Consider the following 20,560-nt stretch of genomic DNA (forward strand, 5'->3'; position numbering starts at 1 on the left):
ATCGTGCGGTGGTGGCACGCGCACTGGTGCAGGGCGCGTGCCTGCTGGTGGCCAGCATGGCTGTCTACACGCTGGCGCTTGGCACCGGGCTGCCGGCTGACACCGCCCGAGCCCTGGCCTTTGCCGGCCTCACCTTCGGCAACCTGCTGCTGGTGGCCCTGGATGCCGGGGCCGGTCTGCCGCCGCGTGCCTTGTTCAGCCGCGACTTCATCGCGCTGTGGTCGGTGGCTGCGGTGGCCACCGCCCTGATCGCCGCTGCGCTGGCCTGGCCTGGCCTGCGCGCATTGCTGCACTTCGAGCCGCCTGCGGCCGCTCACCTGGCGCTCACCCTGCTCGGTGTGGGCCTGGCGGTGCTGGCGGGGTGGGCGCTGGGGCGGCGCATGGAGCCAGGCCAGCAGGCGGCCTCAGCGGCCGAGTGACGCTGAATCGGCCCCGTCGCTCACCACTGCCCGGTCTCCATACGGATCGCGACTTCGCAGTCGTCGAAGATGGCCAGTTTGGCGATCTTCACCCGAACACCGATCACGCCCGGCAGCTGCATCAGCCGGGCGGCCAGCTTGCCGATCAGCGTCTCAAGCAGGTTCACGTGTTCGGCAGTGCACTCGGCGATGATGATGGCGCGCACCTTGCGGTAGTCGAGCACATGCAGGATGTCGTCGTCGTGCGGCAGCAGGGGCTGGGTGCCTTGATGGAGTTCCGCGTCAACCCGGATCGGCTGCGGCGCGGCCTTCTCATGATCGAGGATGCCCAGGTTGGCGTCGAAGCACAGCCCGGTGAGGGTGAGGGTTTGGGTCCCGGCCTTGGTCATGTCTGGATCGCCGCGGCGCTTACATGAGCGAGAAGTCGCGCTCGAACTTCATCAGGTGCTGGCCGCCGTCGACCAGCAAGGTGGTGCCGGTGATCGACCGGTTGTCCAGCGCAAACTTGACCGTGGCCACCACGTCTTGTGCAGTCGACGAGCGCCCCAGGGGCGAGAGCCGGTGCAGGGTCTCGAATTTTTCTTGCGAGAGCATGTGGCTGGTGAGGGTCAGGCCCGGGGCCACGCCCACGACTCGCAGACGCGGCGCCAGGGCCTGCGCCAGCATGGTGGTGGCTGCGTGCAGCGCCGCCTTCGACAGGGTGTAGCTGAAGAAGTCCGGGTTGAGGTTCCACAGCTTCTGGTCCAGGAGGTTGACCACCACCGCGTCGGCCGCGGCCTCGGCGTCCACAGCGGCGCGGTGTGCGTGCAGGGCCTGCGCCAGCAGCACCGGCGCGCCGGTGTTAGCCGCCAGGTGGCGTTGCAGCCCGGCGTAGCCGAAGTTCTCCGGCGTGTCGTGCTCGAACAGCGAGGCGCTGTTGACGATGGCCCGCACCGGCCCCAGGCGCTCGACCACCTGGGGCAGCAGGGCGCGGGTGGCGGCCTCATCGGCCAGGTCGGCGGCGAAGGCGGCGAAGGCCGTGCTCGTGTGGCCGGCGGCACGCGCAGCGGCCGCGCAGTCGGCCACGGTGGCCAGGGCCTCCGGCTGCGAGCCGCGGTAGTGCACAGCCACCTGCCAGCCGGCCTGTGCCAGGGCCAGGGCCATTTCCCGGCCGAGGCGGCGCGCTGCGCCTGTGACGAGGACGGTGGGAGGGGCGTTCATGGGCTGGGGCATTCCCGGGCGACAATCCCGGCGTGAGCAATAAGACGCGCAGTGTAACGAGCGGCCCGGGTGCCAGCGGCCCCAGGGGCCCCGGGGGGCCAGGCGGCCGGGGCGGTGAGTCTGGCCCGGCCGGCGCCGCTGCGGCGGCGATGGCCAGCCTGATGCGCCAGGCCATCACCCGTGCCGGCGGCTGGCTGCCCTTCGACCGCTACATGGCCCTGGCCCTGTACGCGCCGGGCCTGGGCTACTACGCCCATGGCAGCCGCAAGTTCGGCCACCTGCCTGCTTCGGGCAGTGACTTTGTCACCGCGCCGGAAATGACCCCCCTGTTCGGCCGCGCCCTCGCGGCAGCGGTGGGCGACGCCCTGCAGGCCACGGGCTGCGACGAGGTCTGGGAATTCGGCCCCGGTACCGGCGCCCTGGCGGCGCAATTGTTGGAGGCCCTGGGCGATCGGGTGACGCGCTACACCTTGGTCGATCTCTCGGGCAGCCTGCGCGCGCGCCAGCGCGAGCGCCTGGCCGCCTGGGGCGATAAGGTGCGCTGGGTCGACGAACTGCCCGAGCGCCTGGCGGGTGTGGTGGTGGGCAACGAGGTGCTCGATGCCATGCCGGTCAAGCTGCTGTCACGCCATCAGGGGCGTTGGCACGAGCGTGGTGTGGTCTGGCGCGAACCGGCGCTTGGGGGCCCTGCGCAGGCCCAGGTCCCGGGAGCGGCGGGAACGGCGGCCGGTGCCAGTGTCGGAGCCGTTGCCGGCGCCGGCGCGCTTGCCTGGGAGGACCGCCCCACGGAACTGCGCCCACCCTGCGAGGTGCCGGGTGCTTATGACTACCTCACCGAAATTCACCCCCAGGCCGAGGCCTTCGTGCGCACCCTGGCCGATCGGCTGGAGCGCGGCGCCGCCTTCTTCCCTGACTATGGCTTCCCGGAGTCCGAATACTTTCACCCGCAGCGGCACATGGGCACGCTCATGTGCCACCTGGGCCACCTGGCCGACCCCGATCCGCTGGACCGACCTGGCCGCAAGGACATCACCGCCCACGTTAATTTCACCGGCATTGCCCTGGCCGGCCAGGCGTCGGGGCTGGGCGTGCTGGGCTACACCAGCCAGGCGCGCTTTCTGGTCAATTGCGGATTGGGCGACTGGATGCAGCAGGCCCCTGTCGCCGAGCAGGTGGCGGCCCAGCGTCTGCTCGCCGAGCATGAAATGGGCGAACTGTTCAAAGTGATCGGTTTCCACAAGGGTCCCTTCTGGGACGCATTGGGTTTCAGGGAGGGTGACCGCACCGCCTCGCTCTGAGGCAGCGGTTCAGGTTCCATGATTCGCTGGTTCGTCGTCATCATTGTTGCCCTCGTCCTGATCAGCGGGCTTTCGCCCCTGCTGCAGAAGCTGGGGTTCGGCCGACTGCCGGGCGACTTTCGCTTCCGCCTGTTTGGACGCGAATGGTTCATTCCCATCACCAGCACGGTGCTGATGAGCGTCGTGGTGGGCGTGATCGCGCACTTCATTTAGGGTGGCACCTGCTTGGCGATCGCCAACTCCAACCTGAGTGGCGTGTCGTCGTGACCCGATCGTCCGTCCACCTGGATCAGCCCTTGTGGCCAACTCATTGCCGGGGGTGGTTCATTGAACTACACTTTGGTGATGAACTTCGAGTGGGACGCGGCCAAGAGCGAGGTTTGTTTCCTGGAGCGGGGCTTCGACTTCGCGTTTGTCCTTCAGGCCTTTCTTGATCCCAACCGAGTCGTGCATCAGGACGTACGACGCAACTATGGCGAAGACCGCTATCAGGTGATGGGGCAGATTGAAGAGCGCTTGTTTGTCGTGGTCTACACGACGAGGCAAGAAGCCATCCGGATCGTCTCAGCGCGCAAGGCCAACCACCGTGAGGTAAAGCAGTATGAAGACCGTACGCGTAACGATTGATCCGGCCCAGCACGCCACATTGCCCAAGGGGCGCATTGACAAGGCGCGGGTCGATGCCACCTCGGAGGCAGATATCGCGCGACACGCTGCGACCGATGAAGCCTTGGCCATGCAGGATGCAGCCCGTTTTGCTCGACGTGTGCGCAAGCGCCTCGGATTTAGTCAAGCCGAGTTCGCAGAGCGAATCGAGGTGTCGCTCGACACGATACGCAACTGGGAACAAGGCAAGCGCTCGCCAACGGGCGCCGCAAAGGCTTTGCTCAAGGTTTTGGAGAAGGCGCCGGAAGCCGCACTTGCGGCGCTTCGCTGAGCTCAGCGGCTGATTCCTGGCGGCTCTTGGGCGGTATCGACACCCGTATTTCTGAGGTGGGCCCCGGACCTAAACGCATGCCGCTTCCACCGCCGCCACCCGCGCCGCGTGAATGCGTTCGCCGACCGCCTGGCCCTTGACGCCCTGGGCCAGCGCCTCGGCCGACACCCGCGCGGTGTCTACCGACTGCGCCGCCGCCAGCGCCGCGAGCAATCGCGGGCGTTGCGGATAGGCCGACTCGGAGAGGCCGCCACGTCCCCGTGCGTCGCACTCACAGGCCAGCAGCACTTCGTCAAAGCGCGCCGGCTTGCGAAAGGCGTCGCAGCGCTCGAGCAGGCGCACGAGGGCCGCGGCACCGAACTCGCCGCTGCGGTGGATGTTGCCGTGTTCGCGCGCCACCACCTCGGCCAGCTCGCGGCAGTCCACCGGCACACGCAGGCGTTGGGCCAGCCCCTGCAGCAGGCGCACGCTGCGCCCTTCGTGACCGATGTGGCGCGGCCACTCCTCGGGCAGGGTGGTGCCCTTGCCCAGGTCGTGGACCAGGCAGGCAAAGCGCACCGCCAGAGGCGCTTGCAGCCGCGCCGCCATGTCCAGCACCAGCAGCAGATGCGTGCCGGTGTCGACCTCGGGGTGATACTCGGCGCGCTGGGGGACGCCCCATAGGCGGTCGACTTCAGGCAGCAAACGGGCCAGGGCGCCGCAATCGCGCAGCACCTCGAGCATCCGTGAGGGGCGTGCCGCCATCAGTCCACGCGCGAGTTCCTGCCATACGCGCTCGGCCACCAGGGCGTCGACCTCGCCTTCGGCCACCATCGCCCGCATCAGCGTCTGGGTCTCGGGCGCGACGGAGAAATCAGGAAAGCGCGCCGCAAAGCGCGCCAGCCGCAGGATGCGCACCGGATCCTCACGAAAGGCCTCGGTCACATGGCGCAGCACCCGGGCCTGCAGGTCACGCTGGCCGCCGAAGGGGTCGACCAGCTGGCCGTCCTCGCCGCGGGCAATGGCGTTGACGGTGAGGTCACGCCGCGCCAGGTCTTGCTCCAGCGTCACTTCGGGTGCGGCATGGACGCTGAAGCCGTGGTAGCCGGGCGCCGTCTTGCGTTCGGTGCGCGCCAGCGCGTATTCCTCGCGGGTCTGCGGGTGAAGAAAGACCGGGAAGTCGCGTCCCACCGGCAGGTAGCCGGCGTCAACTAGCGCCTGCGGGGAGGCTCCGACCACCACCCAGTCACGGTCGTGCACCGGCAGCCCCAGCAGGGCATCCCGCACCGCACCGCCGACCTCGAAGACTTGCATGCGGGCAGTGTATCGGGGCCCGCATGCCTCCTGCCTCCTGCGGACCGCGGGCGAGATTGCCTTCAGCGAGCCTTCCGGTACGGCTCCTCGAAGTCCCGGAAGTCGCACTCGGTCAGCGCGTCGTCGACCCAGGCGCACACCCCCGGCAACTGGCGCACACGCGCGACATAGGCGGCGATGTCGGCAGGCAGGGGCAAGGCGTAGGTGAGCAGGCGCATGCAGACCGGGGCGTAGAAGGCGTCGGCCACCGAAAAGTCGCCAAACAGCAGGCTGCTCTCGGGCTGGCGCTCGAGCGCATCGCGCCACATCTGGACCAGACGCGCCACGTCCTGGCGCAGGCCCTCGTGCTCGGCCCACAGGCGCGCGCCCACCTCGGGCAAATGGGCCTCGATGTTCATCGGGCACAGGCTTCGCAGCTGGCCAAAGCCCGCGTGCATCTCGGCGCACAGGCTACGGGCCCGGGCGCGCTGGGCCCGGTCGGCAGGCCAAAGTGCCTTGTCGGGGAAGCGCTCAGCAGCGTATTCCGCGATCGCCAGCGAGTCCCACACCGCCAGATTGCCGTCCACCAGCACCGGCACCTTGCCCACCGGGCTCACCCGGTCCATCGTGGTCTTGAAGTCGGAGGCGGGATCGAAGCCATCGAACCGAACCTTCACCTCCTCGAAGGGAATGCCGGCTTGCTGCATCAGCACCCAGGGGCGCATGGACCAGGAGGAATAGTTTTTGTTGCCGATATAGAGCTTCAACATGGGCTGTCTCTCGAAGGTCAGGCGGGCGGGTCAGGGCAGGTCTGGACTGGGCTCGGGCTTGTTCGCGTCGCGCGGTCCGACCTGTCCCAGGCGAGCGCGCAGCGACTGCGGCTGGCCGGACAGGACGGCGGCGTAAACCGTGGCGTTGGCCAGCACTTTCTTCACGTAGTCGCGGGTCTCGCTGAAGGGCACGTTCTCGGCCCAGATGGCGGCCTCGAGCACCGGGCCGTTGCGCCAGTTGCGCGCCCGGCTGGGGCCCGCGTTGTAGGCCGCGGCGGCCAGTGACATTGAGCCGTCAAAGTCGTCGAGCACCAGCTTGAGGTAGCCGGTGCCGATGGCGATGTTGGTCTCGCGGTCGTTGATCTGGTCCGGGGTGAAGCCGGTGAGACCGATCTTGCGCGCCGTCCAGCGTGCCGTGGCGGGCATGACCTGCATCAGCCCCGATGCGCCGACATGGGAGCGTGCGTCCATCACGAAGCGGCTCTCCTGCCGGATGAGGCCGTAGACAAAGGCCGGGTCCAGGTTGATCTCGCGGGCACGCCGCACCACAGAGTCGCGCAGGGGCGTGGGGTAGCGCTGCTCCACGTCAAACTCGGTGCGGGTGCGCTCGCTGGTGTTGATGCAGCGGTCCCAGACCTCGCGCTCGCAGGCAAGCTGGGCCGCAGCCAGCAGCTCGCGCTCGGGCAGGCCGCCGGGCCGGGCCAGGTTGGTGGTGTAGTTCCACTCCCGCACACCTTCACTGCGCAGGCCAATGACGATGGCGTGTAGCGCGCGCTGCAGGCCCGGGTCTCGCTGGGCGGCCTCCCGCTCGGCGGGGGTGAGCGGGGCGGGGCGTGCAGGCAGAGTGATGCGCTGGCCCTGACCCTCGAGCGCCAGCTGCTCGTAGAAGCCGCGCGGCGAGGCCAGGTTTGCGAGCAGGCGGCTGCCCTCGGCCTTGTCGGCCTCGGTGTCTGTTGCCAGCAGCGCGCGGGCGCGCCAGTAGACCCAGGCGCTGTCTTGCAGCATGGCGGGTGCCATCTCGGCAATCGCTTCCAGCACCAGGCGCCATTGCGGACCGCCGGCGGCCCGCAGGGCGGCCCGCGCCTTCCAGGCCAGCATGTCGTCGGTGAGTTCAGCGCCTTGGCCCGCGCGGGCGTAGTAGCCCAGCGCATCGGGCGACAGGCGCTGGGCGGCTTGGCGGGCGATGGCGCCCCAAGCCCAGGCCAGCTCCCCCTTCGAAAGGTGCAGCGACCACTTGCGCTCGAGACGGCTGGCGGCCTCCTGCGGATCGGTGGCGGCCAGGCGGGCCAGTGCCAGCACCACCAGCTCTTTGCGCACCTTGGAGCCGGCAATGACACGGCCGTCCAGGTAGCGCGCGGGCTGGGCCATGGCCGTTTGTACCTGGGCTACTGCTGCCGGCGCCACCAGGGTCACCGCATCCTGGGCCATGCGCAACTTGTTGTACTCGGCGGCCAGGCGGGCCTTGCGCCAGACGTCATCAGCACTCAAGCCCGCGACCTTGCTGGCGCCCCGGCCGGGCCCCTCAATGAGCAGGTCGCGTGCTGCGGTGGTGCAGGCGTCTTCGGCGTCGCGCTGCGCAAACCACAGGCGCCTCACCTCCTCGGTGATGGCCTCGCTGGGGCCCTCGCGCAGCAGACGTACCAGCAGCGCGTAGCAGCGCACCTGCGGGTCGTCGTTCATGCGGAAACGGCCGATCTCGGCGGAGAAGGTGGTCCAGTCGCGGCGTTGGCCCAGCAGCAGAAGCCAGTCGTTGCGCAGGCGGTCTTCCTGGTAGGTGCCAGCCCAGCGCGTGAAGAACTCCTGCAACTCCTGGGCACTGGCCACATCGAGCCGCGCCCGCAGCTCCCAGTAGGCGCCCCAGGGCTCGAGCAGGTGTCCCCGCAGCTGCGGCAGCAGCTGGGTCAGCCGCTGGCGCTGGGCGGCGCCCTGTCCCTGGCGGAAGACCTGCCCCATTTCCAGCGCAACCGCATCACCGCGCGGGTCGGGCGACTGCCCGGACTGCCCCTGCACAGGCCCCGACACAAGCGCAGCCAGCGGTAGGAGGAACCCTGTCAAAATCTTTCGGAACAACATCGGGGAATTATGGACAAGTCGGATGCCAAAAAGGCCGTTCGCCAGCAATTGCTGGAGGCCCGGCTGAACCTGCCGGACCGCCTCATCCGCTCGGACCTGCTGCAACGCGTGATGCGCATCTGGCTGGTGGGCCGGACAGACCAGGCCATTGGGGCCTACTGGCCGATCAAGGGCGAGTTCGACCCCCTGCCGGCCTTGCACCGCTGGAAAGAGGACGGCGAGCTGCTCGACCAGCCCCTGCGCCGGCGCATCGGCCTGCCGGTGGTCGACAAGGTGCACAAGACCCTCACCTTCCACGCCTGCTACCCCGGCTGCCCGATGGAAGAAGACGCTTACGGCATTCCCAAGCCGAAAGACACCGAGGTCATCGTGCCCACCCTGCTCTTTGTGCCCTGCGTCGGTTACAGCCCCGGCGGCTATCGCCTGGGCTACGGCGGGGGCTTTTACGACCGCACCCTGGCCAGCCTGCAGCCCAAGCCCCTCACTGTGGGACTGGGCTTCACCAACGGCTTTCTGCCCGACTTCGAGCCCGAGCCGCACGACGTGCCGCTGGACGCCATCCTCAATGACAACGGCGTGGTGTGGCCGGTGGGCTGACGGATCCAAGCATGCAAGTGCAAAGACATTCACAAGGACATTCGATGGCGGCAGTGGACGTGGTGGTGATGGCGGCGGGCAAGGGCACGCGCATGAAAAGTGCAGTCCCGAAGGTACTGCACCGTCTGGGCGGCCGCGCCCTCCTGGACCATGTGGTGGCCGCTGCTGCCGGCCTGGCCCCGCGCCGCCTGGTGGTGGTCACCGGCCACGGCGCCGAGCAGGTGGGCGGCGCAGCCCGCGGCTTTGCCAGCGCCCTCGGCCTGGCCTGCGAGACGGTGCTGCAGCAACCCCAGCTGGGGACCGGCCACGCGGTGCAACAGGCCCTGCCCCTGCTGCCAGACGACGGCATTTGCCTCGTGCTCAATGGCGACGTGCCCCTGATCGAGACGGCCACCCTGCAGGCCCTGGTGCAGGCCTGCGCCGGCGAGCGCCTGGCCCTGCTCACCTGCGACATGGCCGACCCCACCGGCTACGGCCGTATCCTGCGCGAGGCCGATGGCGCGGTGCGCGGCATCGTGGAGCAGAAGGACGCGAGCGAAGAGCAGCGCCGCATCACCGAGGTCTACACCGGCTTCATGGCCGCGCCCAACCGCCTGATGCGCAGCTGGCTCTCGCGCCTGACCAATCACAACGCCCAGGGCGAGTACTACCTGACCGACGTGGTGGGTCTGGCTGTAGGCGATGGCGTAGCCGCCTGCGCGCTCATGACGCAGGACCAGCCCCAGGTCGACGGCGTCAACAGCCCGGTGCAGCTCGCCACGCTGGAGCGCGTCTACCAGTTGCGCCGCGCCCAGGCGCTGATGGAGCAGGGCGTTCGCCTGGCCGACCCGGCGCGCTTCGATGTGCGCGGCGAGCTGGTTTGCGGCGCCGACGTCGAGATTGATGTGAACTGCGTCTTCCAGGGCCGGGTTGAAATTGGCGAGGGCGCACGCATCGGCGCGAACTGCGTCATCGCCCATGCCCGCATCGGCGCTGGCGCGGTTATTCACCCCTTCACCCATATTGATGGCGAAAAGTTTGCCGAGACCGCGGGGGTGCAGGTGGGCGCTCGCGCGCTTGTCGGCCCCTTTGCCCGGCTGCGCCCTGGCGCGGTGCTGGGCGACGAGGTGCACATTGGCAACTTTGTCGAGGTGAAAAACTCCACTCTGGACGAGGGCGCCAAGGCCAACCACCTCGCTTACTTGGGCGACGCCACCGTGGGCGCGCGGGTGAACTACGGCGCCGGTTCGATCACCGCCAACTACGACGGCGCCAACAAGCACCGCACCGTGATCGAGGCCGACGTGCACGTGGGCAGCAACTGCGTGCTGGTCGCGCCCGTCACCCTGGGCGCGGGCACCACCGTGGGCGGCGGCTCCACTATCACCAAGGACACGCCACCAGGCTCGCTGGCGGTAGCCCGGGGCAAGCAGGTGCACATTCCCAACTGGCAGCGGCCGGTGAAGAAAAAGCCCTGAGCTGGCCCGGGCGGTATTGCCGGCTTGTTCCAGGCTTGTTCCAGGCTTGTTCCTCACGCAGGCCCCCTGTATTTCCCACCGGGGCCCCGTGCCCCGCACAGGCTCTGGGTAGGCCCTGGGTCCTTTCGCTCAGGGCCTTTCAGCGCCGCCCCGCCTCCAGCGGCAAGCGCGGCGCGAACTTGGCCCGCTTCACGCTGAAAAAAGCCTTCACATTGCGCACGTTCGCGTCGGCGGTGAACAGGCGCTGTTGCAGCGCCAGGTAGGCTGGCATGTCGGCGGCGCGCACATGCAAGATGAAATCTGGCCCGGGCGAGACCCGGTAGCACTGTTGCACCGCCTCGTCAGCCACCACCCGACGCTCGAAGGCCTCCAGGTGCTCGGCGCCCTGGCGGTCTAGCGTCACCTCCACGATGGCCTCCAGCCCATGCCCCAGCACCGGCGCCAGGCGGTCGGGCGATAGGATGGCCACCTGCCGCTCGATCAGGCCCGCCGTCTGCAGCCGCTTGACCCGGCGCAGGCAGGTGGGCGGGGAGACATGCGCCAGCCCGGCCAGCTCGAGGTTGCTCCGCGAGGCGTCCTGCTGCAGCAGGTCTAGCAGGGCGAGGTCCGTGGCATCCAGGTCAAACGCGTCAGTTTTTTCCATTTGAAGAAATTTTATTTCTCAAATTGGTAGATGAGAAATATAAAAATGATTTAGATCGATTTTCGGCCTTTAATTCCGCCCTGCAGGGCCTACAGTCCCCCCAACTTATTCCGGAGCTTCTCCCATGTGCGGCATCGTCGCTGCGGTTTCTCACCGCGATATCGTCCCCCTTCTGGTCCAGGGCCTGCAGCGCCTGGAATACCGCGGTTATGACTCCTGTGGCGTCGCGGTGCATGCCGACGGCCTGCGGCGCGCCCGCAGCACCGAGCGGGTGGCCGAGTTGATGCAGCAGGTCAGCACCGAGCACCTGGTCGGCAGCACCGGCATCGCCCACACCCGCTGGGCCACCCACGGCGCGCCGGCGGTGCACAACGCCCACCCACACTTCAGCCACGGCCCGGGCGCCACGCCGGCGGACCGCGCCGGGCGCATTGGCCTGGTTCACAACGGCATCATCGAAAACCATGAGGAGTTGCGCGCCGAGTTGCAGTCGCGCGGCTACCTCTTCGCCAGCCAGACCGACACCGAGGTGATCTGCCATCTGGTCGACAGCCTCTACGAGGGTGACCTGTTCGAGGCGGTCAAGGCGGCGGTGCGCCGGCTGCATGGCGCCTATGCCATCGCGGTGATCTGCAAAGACGAGCCGCACCGGGTGATCGGCGCGCGCGCCGGCTCGCCCCTGGTGCTGGGCGTGGCCCCGCAGGAGCTTTTTCTTGCCAGTGACGCCATGGCCCTGGCCGGCGTTACCGACCAGATCGTCTACCTGGAAGAGGGCGACCTGGTCGACCTGCAACTCGGTCGCTACTGGATCGTCGGCAAGGACGGCCGTCCCGCCGAGCGGCCGGTGCGCACGGTGCAGGCCCACAGCGGCGCCGCCGACCTGGGGCCCTATCGCCACTACATGCAAAAAGAAATCTTCGAGCAGCCCCGCGCCATTGCCGACACGCTCGAAGGCCTGGAGGCGGTGGTGCCCGAGCTGTTCGAGGGCGCAGGCCAGCCTGCGCCGGGCGAGGGCGCGCACCGCACCTTCGCGCAGATTGACTCGGTGCTGATCCTCGCCTGCGGCACCAGCTACTACAGCGGCTGCACCGCCAAGTACTGGCTGGAGTCGATTGCCAAAGTGCCCACCCAGGTCGAAATCGCCAGTGAGTACCGCTACCGCGAATCGGTGCCCAACCCCAACACGCTGGTGGTCACCATCACCCAATCGGGCGAAACCGCCGACACCCTGGCCGCATTGCGCCACGCGCAGTCCTTGGGCATGCGCCACACCCTCACCATATGCAATGTGGCCACCTCGGCCATGGTGCGGGAGTGCAAGCTGGCGTATGTGACACGCGCCGGGGTCGAAGTGGGCGTGGCCTCCACCAAGGCCTTCACCACCCAACTCGCGGGGCTCTTCTTGCTCACCCTCGCCCTGGCGCAGGCCAAAGGGCGATTGAGTGCGCAGGAAGAAGCGGCCCACCTCAAGGCCATGCGTCACCTGCCCGCGGCACTGTCGGCGGTGTTGGCGCTCGAGCCCCAGGTCATCGCCTGGGCGGAAGACTTCGCCCGCAAAGAGCATGCTCTCTTTCTGGGCCGGGGCCTGCACTACCCCATCGCCCAAGAGGGCGCGCTCAAGCTCAAGGAGATCACCTACATACACGCCGAGGCCTATGCCGCCGGCGAGTTGAAGCACGGGCCCCTGGCCTTGGTCACGGGCGAAATGCCGGTGGTCACCGTGGCACCCAACGATGCCCTCTTGGAAAAGCTCAAAAGCAATATGCAGGAAGTGCGCGCGCTCGGCGGCGTGCTGTACGTGCTGGCCGATGCCGACACCCGCATCGACAGCGGCGACGGCCTGCACGTGATCCGCATGCCCGAGCACTACGGCCCGCTCTCGCCCCTGCTGCACGTGGTGCCTCTGCAGCTCTTGGCGTACCACACCGCCATTGCGCGGGGGACGGATGTGGATAAGCCGAGGAATTTGGCGAAGAGTGTGACGGTGGAGTGATTTCTCAGATGTCGCTCACATCCGTAAATGCCTTGCATAGTGACAAATGCTTGGCATCGGCGCGATACTTTGCACGATGATCAGGATCGCTATTCGCAATCAGCTTTGGAGTCCGAAATGTGCATCAAAGACACTTTGAGCAAATCCATTCGCCATGTGTGTGTGGCGGCTCTTCTCATCTCGGGATTGGCGACCCATTCGTTTGCCAGCGAGAGTGACCGCATCACTCAACTGGAAATTGAAGTTCAACAACTCAAGCAACGATTGAGTAGTCTTGAAAGACCGCCTGTCAGTGGAGTTGCTTCGCCAAAGCCATTGGCCTCAAGTGAGGGGTGGAGGCAGCTCGCCAACTGGCGCTCACTGAAAAAGGGTATGAGTCATGCGGAGGTTCGGTCACTGCTTGGCGAGCCGCAAACAGTTAGTGCCTCAGGCCCATTCACCGACTGGTCTTACTCAAACCGTGGCGATATCAGATTCGTCAGAGAAAAACTGGATGGGTGGACCGAGCCAAGGCAATAGCTTGCGATAGCGGTGTATCCGCCCGGAAGGACCAATAGGTCCCTCGCCCTTGAGCTACGCGAGAAATCGCGAAAAGGCGCTGAGAAAAGCTTAAATCAGGTTCAGCCTGCCACGGGGTAGTGAGTGGGGCGGGTCCCAGTCGCAGGCTTCCTCCATAGACGCCGCCAAGCACCAGACCCTTAGCTCCGAACTTTGCGCCTTGTGCTGCCGCCGCCAACCCCGACGCCGCTTCACACACCCGTGCTAAATTGGCCAAATTGACAACAAAAAGCGAATTCGCAATGACCCTGAAAACCATCCTCCGCCTTTCGGCAGCGCTTCTTGCTGCAGTGTCTCTGTCCGGGTGCCTGGATGTGGCCCAGAAAATCGCGGTCGACAAAGGCGAGCTGAGCTACACCGCTGAGCTTCGCATTGACGCCAAGCTGGCCGCCTTGGCCAACAAGAAAGACGGGTTCTGCGCGGGCTTTGATGAGGCCAGTGGCGAGTCCATGAAGGTCCAGGTGAGTGAGTCGGCTGTCGACGGCAACGTGGTGTGCAAGCTGACTGCCAAGGGGCCGATCGAGAAATTCGCCACCTTCACCGCCGGCAACAAGGAAACCGCGTTGGTGAATGTCTCGCGTGCCTCTGAAGGGGCCTGGCGTATCGACAGCAGCTTTGACATGAAGGACAAAGGCGGCGCCAACCCGATGATGGAGGGCATGATGCAAGCCATGCTGGCCGGCCGCACCCTGAGCTGGTCGGTTACCGTCCCCAAGGTGCTGGAGACCAACGGCCAGGTAGCCAGTGACGGCAAGACCGTGACCTGGTCTGTGCCCCTGGCCTCGGCCTACAAAGAAAAGCAGTCCTTCCATGTGGTGTTCAAGGCCGAGCGTCCCTGGTACTCGTTCTTGCTCGACCTGATCGACGCGATCAAGAAGTTCTTCGGCTCGCTGTTTGGTGGTAGTGACAAGGCTCCGGCGCCGGCCGCCGCACCTGTCGCCGCGCCCGTGGCAGCTCCAGCTCCCGCTTCAGCCCCCGTGGCAGAGCCTGCGCCTGCGGCAGCCCCTGCCTCTGCGACCGAGTCGGCAGCGTCGGCCGCTGCCCCGGCCGAGCCGGCCCGCTAATCAGCCGCAGACCCGGGCTGCCAGCGCGGTAGCCCTCAGGCCTTGGCCGCCCATCCGGTCACCCGCCTCACCAGCGGGTGGCCGATTTTCTTTTGCGGGGTGATGGCGAAGAACTGCTCCTCCACGCCCTCGCAGTCACCCACACGCTGCACCCCGTAGCGCTGGATCAAGTCCTCCTCGACCAGCGTGGCCGCCGGGAACAGGCCCATGCCGGCGGCGCCGAAGGTTTTGAGCAAGGCGCTGTCCTCGAACTCCCCGGCCACCCGGGGTCGCAGGCCCTGACGCTCGAACCAATGGTCCAGCCGGGCGCGCAGCGCGCCGTGACCTGTGGGCAGTAGCAGGGGCAACTCGCCGTTCGCAAGCGCCGCGCGCAAGGCCTCGGCGCGGCGCTCGCGACCCTGAGCGCCGCGACCGGCGGGGAGCCGGTCTGCCAGGGCGGGTGCCGCATACCAGGCGATGGGTGAGGTGCCCAAGGGGTGCCCGTAGAGCCGCAGGCTCGGGTTGGGCGGGGGCGGCCGGTCGGAGATCACCAGGTCCAGCTTGTGCAGGGCCAACTCACCCAGGATGTCCTCGAGCTCGCCGTCATGGCACAGAAGCCGCAGGCCCGGCTCGTCCAGGATGGGCGCCAGCAGGCGATACACGGCGAGCTTGGTCAGTCCGTCCGGAATGCCCACGGCCAGCCGCACCCCGGCCGAGTCGGCCGCGGCTCGCACCGTGTCCGGCAGCGACTCCCCCAGGGCGAAGATCTGCTCCGCCTGATGCATGGCCGCCACGCCGGCCTCGGTCAACGCCACCCCGCGGCCGGCCGGTTTGAGCAGGGCGCAGCCAAGCGACTGCTCGAGCTCGCGCACCTGGGTGCTGATGGTCTGGACGGCCATGCCCAACTGCTCGGCCGCCCGCGACATGCCGCCTGCCTTGGCGACGACCCAGAAGTAGTAAAGGTGCCGATAGCTAAAGGTGAGAGCCATGCCCGATATTGGCGAAGTTTCTGAATTTCAGGAAGAACCTTCACCAAAACACTGATTTTTTAGATGGATTTGCTCCCTTAAGGTGCGTCCATCTCCTGGCGCCTTGCGCGCTGTTGCTCAAAAAGAAAACGGCATGGAAACCATTGCTCCCCTTTGGCTGTGGGCCACCTTCGTGGCCATCGTCCTCGTATCCCTGTTCGTTGACTTTGTCGTCCTCAAAAAGCAGGGCGCCCACGAGATCGGAGCCCGCGAGGCCCTGAATTGGTCGATCGTCTGGATCGCCCTGAGCCTGGTCTTCAATGCCCTGTTCTGGTGGGCGGTCCGGGACACGACGGGCTCCACCCAGGTGGCCAACGAGAAATCGCTGGAGTTCCTCACTGGCTACCTGATCGAAAAGTCGCTGGCCGTCGACAACATCTTTGTCTTCCTGATGATCTTCACCTACTTCGCGGTGCCGCCAGCGTTCCAGAAGCGGGTGCTGATGATCGGTATCGTCGGCGCGATCGTGCTGCGCACGGTGATGATCCTCGTGGGGGGGTGGCTGCTGGCCAACTTCCACTGGGTGCTCTATGTCTTTGGCGCATTCCTCATCCTCACTGGCCTGAAGATGTGGTGGGCCGCAGGCAAGGAGAGCGACCTGGAGGGCAATCCCGCGCTGCGTTTGCTGCGCAAGGTGATGCCGGTGAGTTCCGGCTTTGACGGCGAGAAGTTCTTCACCATGGAAAACGGCCGCCGCATCGCGACACCGCTGTTCATGGTGATCTGCCTGGTCGCTTTGACTGACGTGATCTTCGCGGTCGACTCAATTCCGGCGATCTTCGCGATCACCTCCGACCCGTTCATCGTCTTGACCAGCAACGTCTTTGCCATCCTGGGCCTGCGGGCGATGTACTTCCTGCTGGCGGCGGTGGCAGGCAAGTTTCACCTGCTCAATTACGGCTTGGCAGTCATCCTGGTTTTCATCGGTACCAAGATGTGCCTGGTCGACGTGTTCAAGATCCCGGCGGTGGTGTCGCTGGTCGCGGTGGTGGCCATCCTCGCCGTGACCATGATCTTGAGTGTGCGTACAGCCGGAGGGGGCCACTCGCCGAAATCCTCCTCATAACAAGAGTGGCCGCGCTCTGAGGCGCGGCCACCCTCCCTTTTTTCTCGGGGACTGCCCTTTGCCCGGCCTAGCGCCGGGCTTTTTTTTGCTTGCTTGCAGTTCGCACCGACAGCATGGCCCTGGGGTCAGTGGTGCCGGGCCATACCCGCCATGGTTCCGCTCATGGGCGCGGAGAACACCGACTGCCACGCTTGGAACAGCGGGCCGGCGGCGTTGGCGGCCTGTGCAGCGGATTGCTGCTGCAGTCCGGCCGGCCGCATGAATTCACTCTGTGCTTTGAGTGAGGCCAGCATGAGTTCTTGGGAGTATTGCGCCCACTCGCTCAGGCTCGACAGCACCACGGTCGACTGAATGGCCACCAGCTCTATAGGGCTGGTGGCGCTGCGCAAGCGATCTGCCGTCCGCTCCTGCAAGAGGGCCGCACGTTGAATCATGTGTTGCTGCGTCTGCTGAAAGCTATCCATTGCCCGCAGCAACGCCCCGGTGGTGGAGGCGGTGTTGGCCAATTGCTGGCGGGTGAGGTCAGCCATGCCGCTGCTGCCTGCCGCCAGGTCGGTTTCGTGCGGTTCGGTGTGCGCTGCGCTGTGCGACCCGCTGTGGGATGAGTTGTGAGATGCGGTGCCCTTGCTTGCCATGAGATTTCTCCTGTGATGTGCCCCTGCTGGGCCTTGGCTCCGAAAATGATCCGGCTGCGCACAGGAACCTGGCCGTCAGTGGATTGGCGAGATGCTTGTAGGCAAATCGGCCGAGCCGTGATTGGTCAGGGGTCTCAATTCAAGCGGCCTGTCGTTGACAAGCTCGCTGCGCTCGGGGGCTTACAGCCCCGCTGCCGCGCGCAGCGCGGTAGCCTTGTGGTGGTCACGTCACGCCGCTACGCGGCATGAGTGCCCCCCAAAGCCCAAGTTGGCGCCATGCGCCTGCGTGCCTCAATTGAGGCACGCCGCTGCACGCAGCGCGGCAGATTTGTTGGTCTTTTGGCTACGGCGCGGGCCTTTGGCCCTTCACATCGGCTGCGCCGATATGAGCCTGCGCCGAAAGCCCGACAAGCTCGCTGCGCTCGGGGGCTTACAGCCCCGCTGCCGCGCGCAGCGCGGCAGCCTTGTCGGTCTTTTCCCAAGTGAACTCGGGTTCGTTGCGGCCGAAGTGGCCGTAGGCGGCGGTCTTTTGGTAGATCGGGCGCAGCAGGTCGAGCATCTGGATGATGCCCTTCGGGCGCAGGTCAAAAATCTCGTTGACCAAGGCGGCGATCTTCTCGTCGGGGATGACGCCGGTGCCCTCGGTGTAGACCGTCACGTTCATCGGCTTGGCCACGCCGATTGCATAGGCCACCTGCACCTGGCACTGCTTGGCCAAGCCCGCGGCGACCACGTTCTTGGCCACGTAGCGGGCGGCGTAGGCGGCCGAGCGGTCGACCTTGGAGGGGTCCTTGCCGGAGAAGGCACCGCCGCCGTGCGGGCAGGCGCCGCCATAGGTGTCGACGATGATCTTGCGGCCGGTGAGGCCGCAGTCACCCTGTGGGCCGCCAATGACGAAGCGGCCGGTCGGGTTGATCAGGTAACGGGTGTCCTTGAGCCACTCCTTGGGCAGCACCGGCTTGATGATTTCCTCAATGATGGCTTCGACGAATGAGTCCTTCATCTTGTTGCCGTCGCTCTGCTCGGGGCTGTGCTGGGTGGACAGGACGACGGTGTCGATGCTGTGCGGCTTGCCGTCCACATAGCGCATGGTCACCTGGCTCTTGGCGTCAGGGCGCAGGAAGGGCATGGAGCCGTCCTTGCGCTTTTGCGCCTGACGCTCGACCAGCCGGTGCGCGTAGTGGATCGGCGCGGGCATGAGCTCGGGCGTCTCGTTGCAGGCGTAGCCGAACATCAGGCCCTGGTCGCCGGCGCCGGTGTTGAGGTGGTCGTCGGAGGCATGGTTCACGCCCTGGGCGATGTCGTTGGACTGCTTGTCGTAGCAGACCATGACCGCGCAGCCTTTGTAATCAATGCCGTACTCGGTGTTGTCGTAACCGATGCGCTTGATGGTGTCGCGCGCAACCTGGATGTAGTCGACATGCGCGTTGGTGGTGATTTCACCGGCGAGCACCACGAGACCGGTGTTGGTCAGTGTCTCGGCGGCCACGCGCGATCGCGGGTCCTGGGCGAAGATCGCGTCAAGAATTGCGTCCGAGATCTGGTCGGCCACCTTGTCGGGGTGACCCTCAGAGACCGATTCGGATGTGAAGAGGTAGTCGTTCGCCATTTGAGATACTCCGTACTGGTTGAAGGGCGCGTTGCCTTCGCTGGAGCTTCGGCGAACGCTTTAGCAGTGGTTGTTTAACGTCGCCCTGCAAGTAGTTCATAACTCGGCGACGAGCAGATTCTAGCGTCCCGTGCCCAGGCTTGTGTCCATCGCCCTTTTGTTCATTGCGCCTGCCAATCGCCCTTTTTTCTTTTTCACCCGAACCCTGCTTTCATGACGGCCCTGTTCCGCCTGCTGTCCCTGATGCCGCTGCGCCTCCTGCATGCGCTGGGCGCTTTGGTGGGCTGGGTCGTTTGGGCGATGTCGCCCGTGTGGCGCCGGCGCTTCGCGCAGCACGCTGCCCAGGCCGGCTACTCGGCCCGGGAGGTGCGTCCTGCGGTGGCGCACACCGGCCGGATGGTGGCCGAGTTGCCCCGGCTCTGGTTTGGCACCACCCCGCCCATTGACTGGGACAACAAGGCGAGTCTGGACGCTGCTTTCGCCAGCGGTCGCGGGGTGATGGTGCTGGTCCCTCACATGGGCTGCTTCGAGGCGGTGGCAGTGGCAATTGCCGGCGGCCTCGGCCCGGACGCCCCGCCCTTCACGGTGCTGTTCCGGCCGGCGCGCAAAGCCTGGCTGGCGCCCTTGGTAGCCGCCTCCCGCAACCGCCCCGGCTTGCTAGCGGTGCCGACCAACCTCACCGGCGTGCGGCAGATGGTCAAGGCCTTGCGCGCCGGCCAGGCCGTGGGTCTGCTGCCTGACCAGGTGCCGCCCGAGGGACAGGGCCTGTGGGTGCCCTACTTTGGCAAGCCGGCCTACACCATGACGCTGGCCGCCCGGATGGTGCTGCAGACCGGCGCCGAGGTCCGCCTGCTCTGGGGCGAGCGCCTGCCCGCCGGCCGGGGTTACCGGCTCCATGTGCGCGAGCTGCAGTCGCCGCTGGCCAGCGACCTGGAGACGGCGGTGGCGCAGATCAACCAGGGGATGGAGCAGCTGGTGCGTGAGTGCCCGCAGCAATACCTGTGGAGCTACAACCGCTACAAGCAGCCGCGTCGGGAGCCGGGCGCATGACGGTTGCGCGCCCGCTGCGCCGGGCCGGGTCGCTGGCAGGTGGCTATGTGCTGCTGGCCTTTCTCTGGTGCTTTCACTGGCTGCCGCTGTCCTGGCAGGCCGCGTTTGGCCAGGGCCTAGGCGGGCTGCTGTGGCGGCTGGCGGTATCGCGCCGGCGCATCACGCTGCGCAACCTCGCCCTGTGCTTTCCTGAGTTGACCCAAGAGGCGCGCGAGCGCCTGGGCCGCGAGGTCTTCGGCTGGTACTGCCGCAGTGTGCTCGAGCGCGGGCTGCTCTGGTTTGCGCCGGTGGCCCGCCTGCGTCGCCTGATCCGCGTCGAGGGCGACCCGGGCTTTGCCGACCGCCACCCGGGTCCGGTGATGTGGCTGGTGCCGCACTTCATGGGCCTGGACGTGGCCGGGGTGGCGACGCAGCTCCACATCCGCCGTGGCCTGGCTTCGATCTATCAGACGCAGACCCAGCCGGTCATAGATGCCGCCATGCGCCGGGCCCGGCTGCGGCACGGCAACACAGAGCTGTTCTCGCGCGCTGACGGGGCGCTGCCCCTGGTGCGTTCGGTGCGCCGAGGCTTCGGTTTTTTCAACCTGCCCGACATGGACTTCGGCCCCCGGGATGCTGAGTTCGTGCCGTTTTTCGGCGTGCAAGCTGCCACCCTGGTGGCGCCTTCGCGGCTGGCGCGCAGCCTGGGGATGGCTGTGCAGCCGGTGCGAGTCCGCTTGCTGCCTGGCGGTCAGGGCTATGTGGTGCGTTACTTGCCGCCGCTGGAGGACTTTCCCACCGACGACCCGGTGGCGGACGCCCGGCGAATCAACGCTTGGATCGAGGCGCAGGTGCGGGAATGCCCTGCCCAGTATTTCTGGGTGCACAAGCGCTTCAAGACCCGGCCACCGGGCGAGCCCGGCCTGTACTGAG

22 protein-coding genes are annotated in these 20,560 nt (G+C 66.8%); 13 read left to right on the forward strand and 9 right to left on the reverse strand.

Going from position 1 to position 20,560, the window contains the following annotated elements:
* Nucleotides 1–419 (forward strand): cation transporting ATPase C-terminal domain-containing protein (locus QE494_RS13655; protein WP_336619442.1); only part of this gene is annotated, 419 nt, incomplete at its 5' end.
* A 20-nt stretch (nt 420–439) separates the two neighbouring features.
* On the opposite strand, the gene QE494_RS13660 is transcribed toward QE494_RS13655, so the two are convergent.
* On the reverse strand, nt 440–808 hold the full coding sequence (locus tag QE494_RS13660; protein WP_300044077.1) for a dihydroneopterin aldolase: 369 nt from the start codon (nt 806–808) through the stop codon (nt 440–442).
* 19 nt (nt 809–827) lie between these two features.
* Nucleotides 828–1,619, reverse strand: a complete 792-nt coding sequence (locus QE494_RS13665) for an SDR family oxidoreductase (RefSeq protein ID WP_300044078.1) — start codon at nt 1,617–1,619, stop codon at nt 828–830.
* Between the two features lie 149 nt (nt 1,620–1,768).
* On the opposite strand from QE494_RS13665, the gene QE494_RS13670 reads away from it, so the two are divergent.
* The 4 genes from QE494_RS13670 to QE494_RS13685 all read left to right on the forward strand — a co-directional run bounded on the left by QE494_RS13670 (nt 1,769) and on the right by QE494_RS13685 (nt 3,854).
* Nucleotides 1,769–2,917, forward strand: a complete 1,149-nt coding sequence (locus tag QE494_RS13670) for a class I SAM-dependent methyltransferase (RefSeq protein WP_300044150.1) — start codon at nt 1,769–1,771, stop codon at nt 2,915–2,917.
* Nucleotides 2,918–2,935: 18 nt separating this feature from the next.
* Nucleotides 2,936–3,130 (forward strand): DUF2905 domain-containing protein, encoded by a 195-nt coding sequence (locus QE494_RS13675; protein WP_300044079.1) that lies wholly within the window; start codon nt 2,936–2,938, stop codon nt 3,128–3,130.
* A gap of 132 nt (nt 3,131–3,262) precedes the next feature.
* Nucleotides 3,263–3,544 (forward strand): BrnT family toxin, encoded by a 282-nt coding sequence (locus QE494_RS13680; protein ID WP_300044080.1) that lies wholly within the window; start codon nt 3,263–3,265, stop codon nt 3,542–3,544.
* Nucleotides 3,519–3,854: a DNA-binding transcriptional regulator gene (locus QE494_RS13685; RefSeq protein WP_300044081.1), complete on the forward strand. Its 336-nt coding sequence runs from the start codon at nt 3,519–3,521 to the stop codon at nt 3,852–3,854. Before QE494_RS13680 ends, QE494_RS13685 begins: the two co-directional genes overlap by 26 nt.
* A gap of 69 nt (nt 3,855–3,923) precedes the next feature.
* Here QE494_RS13685 and QE494_RS13690 read toward each other — a convergent pair whose 3' ends face one another.
* The 3 genes from QE494_RS13690 to QE494_RS13700 all read right to left on the reverse strand — a co-directional run bounded on the left by QE494_RS13690 (nt 3,924) and on the right by QE494_RS13700 (nt 7,969).
* Nucleotides 3,924–5,147, reverse strand: coding sequence for a multifunctional CCA addition/repair protein (locus QE494_RS13690; RefSeq protein WP_300044082.1), 1,224 nt, complete (start codon nt 5,145–5,147; stop codon nt 3,924–3,926).
* A gap of 62 nt (nt 5,148–5,209) precedes the next feature.
* Nucleotides 5,210–5,896: a glutathione S-transferase family protein gene (locus QE494_RS13695; protein ID WP_300044083.1), complete on the reverse strand. Its 687-nt coding sequence runs from the start codon at nt 5,894–5,896 to the stop codon at nt 5,210–5,212.
* A 30-nt stretch (nt 5,897–5,926) separates the two neighbouring features.
* On the reverse strand, nt 5,927–7,969 hold the full coding sequence (locus QE494_RS13700; protein WP_300044084.1) for a lytic transglycosylase domain-containing protein: 2,043 nt from the start codon (nt 7,967–7,969) through the stop codon (nt 5,927–5,929).
* 9 nt (nt 7,970–7,978) lie between these two features.
* Between QE494_RS13700 and QE494_RS13705 the strand changes: the two genes are divergently transcribed.
* Nucleotides 7,979–8,566 carry a 5-formyltetrahydrofolate cyclo-ligase gene (locus QE494_RS13705; RefSeq protein WP_300044085.1) on the forward strand — a complete coding sequence of 196 codons (588 nt, stop codon included), beginning with the start codon at nt 7,979–7,981 and terminating at the stop codon, nt 8,564–8,566.
* 44 nt (nt 8,567–8,610) lie between these two features.
* Nucleotides 8,611–10,023, forward strand: a complete 1,413-nt coding sequence (gene glmU / locus QE494_RS13710) for a bifunctional UDP-N-acetylglucosamine diphosphorylase/glucosamine-1-phosphate N-acetyltransferase GlmU (protein ID WP_300044086.1) — start codon at nt 8,611–8,613, stop codon at nt 10,021–10,023.
* A gap of 139 nt (nt 10,024–10,162) precedes the next feature.
* Here glmU and QE494_RS13715 read toward each other — a convergent pair whose 3' ends face one another.
* Nucleotides 10,163–10,666: an Lrp/AsnC family transcriptional regulator gene (locus QE494_RS13715; RefSeq protein ID WP_300044087.1), complete on the reverse strand. Its 504-nt coding sequence runs from the start codon at nt 10,664–10,666 to the stop codon at nt 10,163–10,165.
* A 124-nt stretch (nt 10,667–10,790) separates the two neighbouring features.
* Between QE494_RS13715 and glmS the strand changes: the two genes are divergently transcribed.
* The 3 genes from glmS to QE494_RS13730 all read left to right on the forward strand — a co-directional run bounded on the left by glmS (nt 10,791) and on the right by QE494_RS13730 (nt 14,281).
* Nucleotides 10,791–12,659 carry a glutamine--fructose-6-phosphate transaminase (isomerizing) gene (gene glmS, locus QE494_RS13720; protein ID WP_300044089.1) on the forward strand — a complete coding sequence of 623 codons (1,869 nt, stop codon included), beginning with the start codon at nt 10,791–10,793 and terminating at the stop codon, nt 12,657–12,659.
* Nucleotides 12,660–12,776: 117 nt separating this feature from the next.
* A complete protein-coding gene (locus tag QE494_RS13725) occupies nt 12,777–13,178 on the forward strand; it encodes a hypothetical protein (RefSeq protein ID WP_300044090.1) in 402 nt (133 codons plus the stop codon).
* A gap of 281 nt (nt 13,179–13,459) precedes the next feature.
* Nucleotides 13,460–14,281: a hypothetical protein gene (locus tag QE494_RS13730; protein WP_300044092.1), complete on the forward strand. Its 822-nt coding sequence runs from the start codon at nt 13,460–13,462 to the stop codon at nt 14,279–14,281.
* A gap of 35 nt (nt 14,282–14,316) precedes the next feature.
* On the opposite strand, the gene QE494_RS13735 is transcribed toward QE494_RS13730, so the two are convergent.
* The gene (locus QE494_RS13735; RefSeq protein WP_300044094.1) at nt 14,317–15,249 is read right to left on the reverse strand and encodes a LysR family transcriptional regulator; all 933 of its coding nucleotides are present in this window, start codon (nt 15,247–15,249) and stop codon (nt 14,317–14,319) included.
* Between the two features lie 133 nt (nt 15,250–15,382).
* On the opposite strand from QE494_RS13735, the gene QE494_RS13740 reads away from it, so the two are divergent.
* Entirely contained in the window at nt 15,383–16,354 is a 972-nt protein-coding gene (locus QE494_RS13740; protein WP_300044095.1) for a TerC family protein, read from the forward strand.
* A 125-nt stretch (nt 16,355–16,479) separates the two neighbouring features.
* On the opposite strand, the gene QE494_RS13745 is transcribed toward QE494_RS13740, so the two are convergent.
* Nucleotides 16,480–16,989: a phasin family protein gene (locus QE494_RS13745; RefSeq protein ID WP_300044097.1), complete on the reverse strand. Its 510-nt coding sequence runs from the start codon at nt 16,987–16,989 to the stop codon at nt 16,480–16,482.
* Nucleotides 16,990–17,419: 430 nt separating this feature from the next.
* Nucleotides 17,420–18,598, reverse strand: coding sequence for a methionine adenosyltransferase (metK, locus tag QE494_RS13750; protein ID WP_300044099.1), 1,179 nt, complete (start codon nt 18,596–18,598; stop codon nt 17,420–17,422).
* Between the two features lie 213 nt (nt 18,599–18,811).
* Between metK and QE494_RS13755 the strand changes: the two genes are divergently transcribed.
* A complete protein-coding gene (locus tag QE494_RS13755) occupies nt 18,812–19,648 on the forward strand; it encodes a lysophospholipid acyltransferase family protein (RefSeq protein WP_300044101.1) in 837 nt (278 codons plus the stop codon).
* Entirely contained in the window at nt 19,645–20,559 is a 915-nt protein-coding gene (locus tag QE494_RS13760) for a lipid A biosynthesis acyltransferase (protein ID WP_300044103.1), read from the forward strand. The genes QE494_RS13755 and QE494_RS13760 overlap by 4 nt, the downstream gene beginning before the upstream one ends.
* Nucleotide 20,560: the final 1 nt, after the last annotated feature.

This window comes from Ramlibacter sp. (genome assembly GCF_029866045.1).
GTDB lineage: Bacteria > Pseudomonadota > Gammaproteobacteria > Burkholderiales > Burkholderiaceae_C > Ramlibacter.

Coding starts and splice junctions, on each gene's coding strand:
- QE494_RS13660 (WP_300044077.1), bottom strand. CDS start 808: ATGACCAAGGCCGGGACCCAAACCCTCACCCTCACCGGGCTGTGCTTC.
- QE494_RS13665 (WP_300044078.1), bottom strand. CDS start 1,619: ATGAACGCCCCTCCCACCGTCCTCGTCACAGGCGCAGCGCGCCGCCTC.
- QE494_RS13670 (WP_300044150.1), top strand. CDS start 1,769: ATGGCCAGCCTGATGCGCCAGGCCATCACCCGTGCCGGCGGCTGGCTG.
- QE494_RS13675 (WP_300044079.1), top strand. CDS start 2,936: ATGATTCGCTGGTTCGTCGTCATCATTGTTGCCCTCGTCCTGATCAGC.
- QE494_RS13680 (WP_300044080.1), top strand. CDS start 3,263: ATGAACTTCGAGTGGGACGCGGCCAAGAGCGAGGTTTGTTTCCTGGAG.
- QE494_RS13685 (WP_300044081.1), top strand. CDS start 3,519: ATGAAGACCGTACGCGTAACGATTGATCCGGCCCAGCACGCCACATTG.
- QE494_RS13690 (WP_300044082.1), bottom strand. CDS start 5,147: ATGCAAGTCTTCGAGGTCGGCGGTGCGGTGCGGGATGCCCTGCTGGGG.
- QE494_RS13695 (WP_300044083.1), bottom strand. CDS start 5,896: ATGTTGAAGCTCTATATCGGCAACAAAAACTATTCCTCCTGGTCCATG.
- QE494_RS13700 (WP_300044084.1), bottom strand. CDS start 7,969: ATGTTGTTCCGAAAGATTTTGACAGGGTTCCTCCTACCGCTGGCTGCG.
- QE494_RS13705 (WP_300044085.1), top strand. CDS start 7,979: ATGGACAAGTCGGATGCCAAAAAGGCCGTTCGCCAGCAATTGCTGGAG.
- glmU (WP_300044086.1), top strand. CDS start 8,611: ATGGCGGCAGTGGACGTGGTGGTGATGGCGGCGGGCAAGGGCACGCGC.
- QE494_RS13715 (WP_300044087.1), bottom strand. CDS start 10,666: ATGGAAAAAACTGACGCGTTTGACCTGGATGCCACGGACCTCGCCCTG.
- glmS (WP_300044089.1), top strand. CDS start 10,791: ATGTGCGGCATCGTCGCTGCGGTTTCTCACCGCGATATCGTCCCCCTT.
- QE494_RS13725 (WP_300044090.1), top strand. CDS start 12,777: ATGTGCATCAAAGACACTTTGAGCAAATCCATTCGCCATGTGTGTGTG.
- QE494_RS13730 (WP_300044092.1), top strand. CDS start 13,460: ATGACCCTGAAAACCATCCTCCGCCTTTCGGCAGCGCTTCTTGCTGCA.
- QE494_RS13735 (WP_300044094.1), bottom strand. CDS start 15,249: ATGGCTCTCACCTTTAGCTATCGGCACCTTTACTACTTCTGGGTCGTC.
- QE494_RS13740 (WP_300044095.1), top strand. CDS start 15,383: ATGGAAACCATTGCTCCCCTTTGGCTGTGGGCCACCTTCGTGGCCATC.
- QE494_RS13745 (WP_300044097.1), bottom strand. CDS start 16,989: ATGGCAAGCAAGGGCACCGCATCTCACAACTCATCCCACAGCGGGTCG.
- metK (WP_300044099.1), bottom strand. CDS start 18,598: ATGGCGAACGACTACCTCTTCACATCCGAATCGGTCTCTGAGGGTCAC.
- QE494_RS13755 (WP_300044101.1), top strand. CDS start 18,812: ATGACGGCCCTGTTCCGCCTGCTGTCCCTGATGCCGCTGCGCCTCCTG.
- QE494_RS13760 (WP_300044103.1), top strand. CDS start 19,645: ATGACGGTTGCGCGCCCGCTGCGCCGGGCCGGGTCGCTGGCAGGTGGC.